This window comes from Acinetobacter sp. MF4642 (genome assembly GCF_002018925.1).
Lineage (GTDB): Bacteria > Pseudomonadota > Gammaproteobacteria > Pseudomonadales > Moraxellaceae > Acinetobacter > Acinetobacter johnsonii.
Genome location: NZ_MVON01000056.1, coordinates 1 through 5,533, shown reverse-complemented (window position 1 = coordinate 5,533; position 5,533 = coordinate 1). Strand labels below are relative to the sequence as shown.

At 40.6% G+C, this 5,533-nt stretch carries 8 protein-coding genes; 5 read left to right on the top strand and 3 right to left on the bottom strand.

Annotated features, from left to right (window positions below; all coding sequences use genetic code 11):
• Window positions 1-133: 133 nt before the first annotated feature.
• Complete coding sequence (locus MF4642_RS16110) at window positions 134-586, bottom strand: Hsp20 family protein (RefSeq protein WP_004692288.1); 453 nt, start codon at window positions 584-586, stop codon at window positions 134-136.
• Window positions 587-911: 325 nt separating this feature from the next.
• Here MF4642_RS16110 and MF4642_RS16105 point away from each other — a divergent pair, with 325 nt between their 5' ends.
• The 3 genes from MF4642_RS16105 (at window position 912) to MF4642_RS16095 (ending at window position 2,371) form a co-directional block, all read left to right on the top strand.
• Window positions 912-1,532 (top strand): glutathione binding-like protein, encoded by a 621-nt coding sequence (locus MF4642_RS16105; protein ID WP_078426838.1) that lies wholly within the window; start codon window positions 912-914, stop codon window positions 1,530-1,532.
• A gap of 115 nt (window positions 1,533-1,647) precedes the next feature.
• On the top strand, window positions 1,648-1,941 hold the full coding sequence (locus MF4642_RS16100) for a hypothetical protein (protein ID WP_039890203.1): 294 nt from the start codon (window positions 1,648-1,650) through the stop codon (window positions 1,939-1,941).
• A gap of 1 nt (window position 1,942) precedes the next feature.
• The gene (locus MF4642_RS16095; protein ID WP_078426837.1) at window positions 1,943-2,371 is read left to right on the top strand and encodes a YqaA family protein; all 429 of its coding nucleotides are present in this window, start codon (window positions 1,943-1,945) and stop codon (window positions 2,369-2,371) included.
• Between the two features lie 104 nt (window positions 2,372-2,475).
• Here the strand turns inward: MF4642_RS16095 and MF4642_RS16090 are convergent, their stop codons facing one another.
• Together MF4642_RS16090 and MF4642_RS16085 are read right to left on the bottom strand one after the other, a co-directional pair.
• Window positions 2,476-3,207 (bottom strand): energy transducer TonB, encoded by a 732-nt coding sequence (locus tag MF4642_RS16090; RefSeq protein WP_078426836.1) that lies wholly within the window; start codon window positions 3,205-3,207, stop codon window positions 2,476-2,478.
• Window positions 3,208-3,311: 104 nt separating this feature from the next.
• Window positions 3,312-4,565 carry an MFS transporter gene (locus tag MF4642_RS16085; RefSeq protein ID WP_078426835.1) on the bottom strand — a complete coding sequence of 418 codons (1,254 nt, stop codon included), beginning with the start codon at window positions 4,563-4,565 and terminating at the stop codon, window positions 3,312-3,314.
• Between the two features lie 221 nt (window positions 4,566-4,786).
• Here MF4642_RS16085 and rpmI point away from each other — a divergent pair, with 221 nt between their 5' ends.
• Together rpmI and rplT are read left to right on the top strand one after the other, a co-directional pair.
• Window positions 4,787-4,981, top strand: coding sequence for a 50S ribosomal protein L35 (gene rpmI, locus MF4642_RS16080; RefSeq protein ID WP_004278281.1), 195 nt, complete (start codon window positions 4,787-4,789; stop codon window positions 4,979-4,981).
• Between the two features lie 11 nt (window positions 4,982-4,992).
• Window positions 4,993-5,352: a 50S ribosomal protein L20 gene (gene rplT, locus MF4642_RS16075; RefSeq protein ID WP_004692276.1), complete on the top strand. Its 360-nt coding sequence runs from the start codon at window positions 4,993-4,995 to the stop codon at window positions 5,350-5,352.
• Window positions 5,353-5,533: the final 181 nt, after the last annotated feature.

Below are 5,533 nucleotides of genomic sequence, written 5' to 3'. Positions count from 1 at the left end.
TTGCTATAGACCACATTTAAGTTTAAATATGAACACCCCGAATCAGATGTATGAGCAAACTAAAACCGAGCTAATTGCTTAACTCGGTTTGAAGTGGAATACTGTCAATCTATTTCAGGACAAGACAGATTGACTATGCCGAAGTGTTTTCAGTTGTTAATTTCTTTTGTCCGATTGGAATTCGGCATGGCGCTTTTTCTTCTGGAACAATCCGTCGTAGCTGGATGGTGAGTAAACCATTTTCATAATTGGCCTCTTGTACTTCAATGTGTTCATCTAAACGTAAAGATAATTTAAATGAGCGCTGTGTGATGCCTTTATGCAAGAACTCAGCATGATTGTCTTTGGTCTGATCAGCATGTTGACCTGAAATATTAAGTACCTGATTCTCTAAATCGATCGCGAGCTCATCTTGGTTAAAACCAGTCGCAGCTACGACAATGCGGTAGTGATCATCACCGACTTTTTCAATATTGTACGCAGGATAATGTGGTGCTTCACTGAGCATTGCATGATCAAACAAATCGTTTAAACGGTCAAAACCGATACTACGACGGAATAATGGCATTAAGCTTAAATTACTCATTGATAAAACCTCCACTATTAGGAAAAGTGATATAAATAAGCAACCTATGCGACTCGATTAGCATGGTTGTCACAGCAATAATCGGTGTGGATGTTTGCTGTACTTTTAATATTTGGATGCTCTATGAAATTTCAAGATTAAAAAATAAGATTTTTTTTAAACATTCTCTTTGGTTGATAATTATTCTATTTATATGAAGTTAGTCATGCATATTTTAAGATTTCAATTTCAGTTTAACCTAATGTTTCTAGGCTGGAATCATGTTATAAACAGTATCAAACCTCGACAATATGAACTAAAACGAGAAAAGTAACAGGATAACCACATGATCGATTTGTACTATTGGGGAACACCCAACGGACATAAAATTAGCATCGCATTAGAAGAGATGGGTTTGGAGTATCAAGTCTTTCCCATCAATATTTTAGAAAATGATCAGTTCCAACCCGACTTTCTACGCATTTCACCCAACAATAAAATCCCTGCGATTGTGGATCAAGATGGTCCCAAAGGTGAAGCCATTTCTGTGTTTGAGTCAGGGGCGATTTTGCAGTATTTAGGGCGTAAAACAGGGCAGTTTTATCCAAGCGATGAACAGTCTCGTGTTGAGGTTGAGCAGTGGTTGATGTGGCAAATGGGTGGCTTCGGTCCAATGCTTGGACAGAACCATCACTTTAGTAAATTTGCTCCCGAACGTATTGCGTATGCAACTGAACGCTATGTCAATGAAACCAAGCGTTTGTATGGTGTACTAGACAAACAGCTTTTTGGTCAAAACTATGTGGCTGGAGAGTATTCGATAGCGGATATGGCGATTTTTCCATGGATTCTGCGTTATGAGTGGCAGCAAATTGATATAAATGACTATCCAAATGTGAAGGCGTATATGGAGCGTATTCAAGCGCGCCCCGCAGTTCAGAGTGCATTGGCGCTTCAAGTTAATTAGTTACAGAAGCGCTGACTTGAACTGTGTTAAGCTTATCGCCTTCAAGGTATAAGCCATTCTTTAAAGCCACCGATGGGTGGCTTTTTTGTTGAAAGGTTGTTTGGACATCAGCGTAATGAAAAAAGAGTTTTTCCTCAATTTAACCCGTATTATTGAAGTGAATCCTAAAATCTATCTCAGTATTATTGTGGGGATTGCAGGATGTTTGGTGCTATTTGTAGCTGAAGCGGTACACATTCAAAAAATCATTGAACTGCTGAATACCAAAGATCAGGCGGTACTTCGAGCTGCAATTGAACCGATTGCCGATAAATATTCATGGTCACGTTGGTCTTTGTTGATTCTGGCATTGATCTGGTCAAGTTTTGCTTATAGCTCAACCAAGAAAAAGCTGGGTTTAAAATCATAAAATGATGTGGGCCTTAGGACTACTTTTCCTTTCTGCTTTTGGGGCAGCGACACTGCTACCCTTGCAGTCAGAGGCTGTCTTGGTAGGATTGTTGGCTCAGACGCAGTATTCAGTGTGGTTATTGGTAGCTGTCGCCAGTCTAGGCAATATTCTAGGTAGCTGTGTGAATTGGTGGCTCGGCTTGAAAGTTGAGCAATACAAAAATAAAAAATGGTTTCCCGTCTCAGAGCAAAAGATGTTGCAGGCGCAGGGCATTTATCAAAAATATGGTTTTTGGTCTTTATTACTCAGTTGGGTGCCCGTTATTGGTGATCCGATTACCCTCATTGCAGGATTACTCAAAGAAAACTTTGTTCGTTTTGTTGTGATGGTGAGTATTGCAAAAATAGGACGCTATCTTTTTGTGTATTGGATGTTTAGTCAGTTCTAATTATTTTCAGAGACTAACTAGCCACATGCTTATATGTGCTGAATGGGTTTAAAGTTGATATAGAGATGACACGAGTGAGTGAAAACTCGTGTCATGCTAAATTTTTAACGACAAGCATTCAGATCGAATTCAATCGCATCTTTAAATTTAGATTTTTTATAGAGCCACAGTCTACTTGCCGTGCGTTTAACACTAACTTTGCTGTTTGCAACGGCTTGTAAAACTTGTTGATCAAGCGCGTAAATACCTGAACCCTTTGTAATTTTAGGCTTCTTGATGTTGCCGTGTTTATCGGCTTTAAAGCTAAATTTAATTTGACGGTCATGATCATTTAACTGGGTTGAATCTAGCGCAAGCGTAGGTTGAGCCTGATATTGAAAAGGCACTTTTTGCTGCTGTTGTTGCGCACGCCAATTCTTCGAGTCAAAGCTATAGTTACATGCTTCGACATCATCTGGGGTTAAATTTAAATTAAAAACTTGATAACCAATGACAGCTAAAGCGGTGTCATCCTCCATAAACGGTTTTACTTTGGCTTGAAGCACGGCATTTACCAGCTTTTCATCCAAAGCTTTGAGTCCAGTCGTTTCTTGGACTGTCGCTTTGGTTACTTCACCTGTTTCATCTGCATACACACGAATAATTGCTGCACGGTTTTGTTGGTTTAAATCACTATTTTTATATTGGGGTTTGGGAAAATCTAGCCATTGAATACGCGTGGTCAAATGCGCCGATTGAGCTGAACTTTTTTGAATGGTGAGTTCTAATGGTGGTTGAGCTGCATGACTGAGATGAAAGGGCAGTGTAGATAATGCGAGCAAGAAGAGTGGTTTCATATGATCGATTTCTTTTATAACGCATCCAGTGCGCATGACTTAAATAATTGTTGCGAGTATTTCCTGAATTGGAAAGACTCGCAAGTTATATTGTTAAATTAAAACTATTTTTGCTCAGCTTGGGTAATGTCTACACCAAATAATTCTTTGGTTTTAGCCCAACTGAGTGCGACCACCAAGAGTGTCATGCTACCGCCAAAAACCGTTGCAATCACAGGGCCTAGATATTTTGCTGCAAGACCTGACTCAAATGCCCCCAGTTCATTGCTACTCGATACAAACATGCCATTTACCGCTGCAACACGGCCTCGCATATTCTCAGGAGGATAAATTTGTAAAATAGTCTGACGAATTACCACTGAAATACTGTCACATGCACCCGTCATCGCAAGAGCAAATAAAGACAGCCAGAGATAGTTTGAGTAAGCGAACAATAAGGTGAATAGGCCAAAACCTGCAACAGCAAGCAGCATATTGCGCCATGCATGTCGGGTGGGCGGAAAACGTGTCAGCGCAATCATGGTGATGAGTGCACCAATCGAAGGTGCTGCCCGTAAATAGCCCAAGCCTTCAGGCCCAATTTTCAAAATATCTTCAGCAAAGATTGGGAGTAAAGCAATCACACCGCCGAACAGTACCGAAACTAAGTCGAGTGAGATAGCCCAGAGGACGATTTTAGTTTTAGCAATAAAGTGAAAACCTTCACCTAAACTTTGTAGTACACGTTCCGTTTCTATTTTAGGAAAAGTGCGTTTGCTTAAAAGATTGACGAGTAAGAAACATAGGCTGAGCAGTACCGCTACACTGATTAAACTGGTTTCACGGCCTAAAAATGCCAGCATAAATCCACCGAGCATCGGGCCAATAATCACACCGCTTTGCCAACCGATGGTGGTCCATGTAGCACCATTGGCATAAATTTCCCGAGGAATTAAAAAAGGTTTGAGTGATGTTGCAGATGGGTTATAGAACCCCCGAATTGTTCCTAGGCCAAAGATCACGGTATAGACACCCCATGACAGGGTGGAGAGTTCAATTTGCTTTAAGCCATAAGCATGAAATAAACCCCATAAAACCAAGGGCAGTGGAATGGCAAAGAATAAGCAGATTTTCATGATGGTTTGCTTATTAAAGCGATCTGCAAAATAGCCGCCCCATAAGGAGAGAGTAATAAAAGGGATTGCTTCTGCTAGGCCAATCAAACCTAGAGTGAGAGGATCTTTGGTAATTTTATACAAAGAATACGCCACAATAATTTCCTGAATTAAAATGGCAAGCGTCAGGCAAAATTGATTGAGTGTAACAATGGAGAAGTCTCGGTATCGAAGTGTGGCAAAAGCATCCTGTGTAGCGTTCATAAGGGTACAGTATGGAATGGATGAGGCATTATACGACTTGGACTAAACCACGGTTATAAATTCATCGCTTAAAGCTTATCGGGAAATAAACTAAGCTTGCTTTTATTGTTGATTATTTGCTTTTGTTTTAGACAAAGTTCGATTAGAATATTCGCTCCCTTACCTGCAGGTCGTTTTGCAATGGTGCAAACGTTCCGAACAGGTGTTCAAAAGAGGTTGTTATGCCTAAGATGAAAACTCGCCGTGGTGCAGCTAAGCGTTTTAAAGCTACTGCTAACGGTTTCAAGCGTAAACAAGCGTTCAAACGCCACATTTTGACCAAAAAATCTGCTAAGCGTATTCGTCAATTACGCGGCTGTGTAATGGTTCACGTGAGTGACGTTGCTTCAGTTCGTCGTATGTGCCCATACATCTAAGGAGATTATAAATGGCTCGTGTAAAACGTGGTGTACAGGCTCATCGCCGTCATAAAAAAATTCTTGCTCGTGCTAAAGGTTACTACGGCGCTCGTTCACGCGTATATCGCGTAGCGTTCCAAGCAGTAATCAAAGCGGGTCAATACGCTTACCGTGACCGTCGTCAGAAAAAACGTCAATTCCGTGCTCTATGGATTGCGCGTATTAACGCTGGTGCTCGTCTAAATGGTTTATCGTACAGCCGTATGATCGCTGGCTTGAAAAAAGCTCAAGTGATTATCGACCGTCGCGTACTTGCTGACATCGCTATGCATGACGCAGTTGCATTTGCTGCTTTAGCTTCTAAAGCTAAAGATGCATTAGCTGCATAAGTCTTTAAGACTTAAAAAAGACCGCTTTTTAGCGGTCTTTTTTATTGTTTGAATTGTCCCGTCCTGAAATAAGTTTACACCTTTAAGAGGCTTATTTTATGGAACATGAACGAGAACAAAGAGTTAAACGTACACAAGGTGATTATAGCTTTGCCTTTAAAATGATGGTTGTACATGAAGT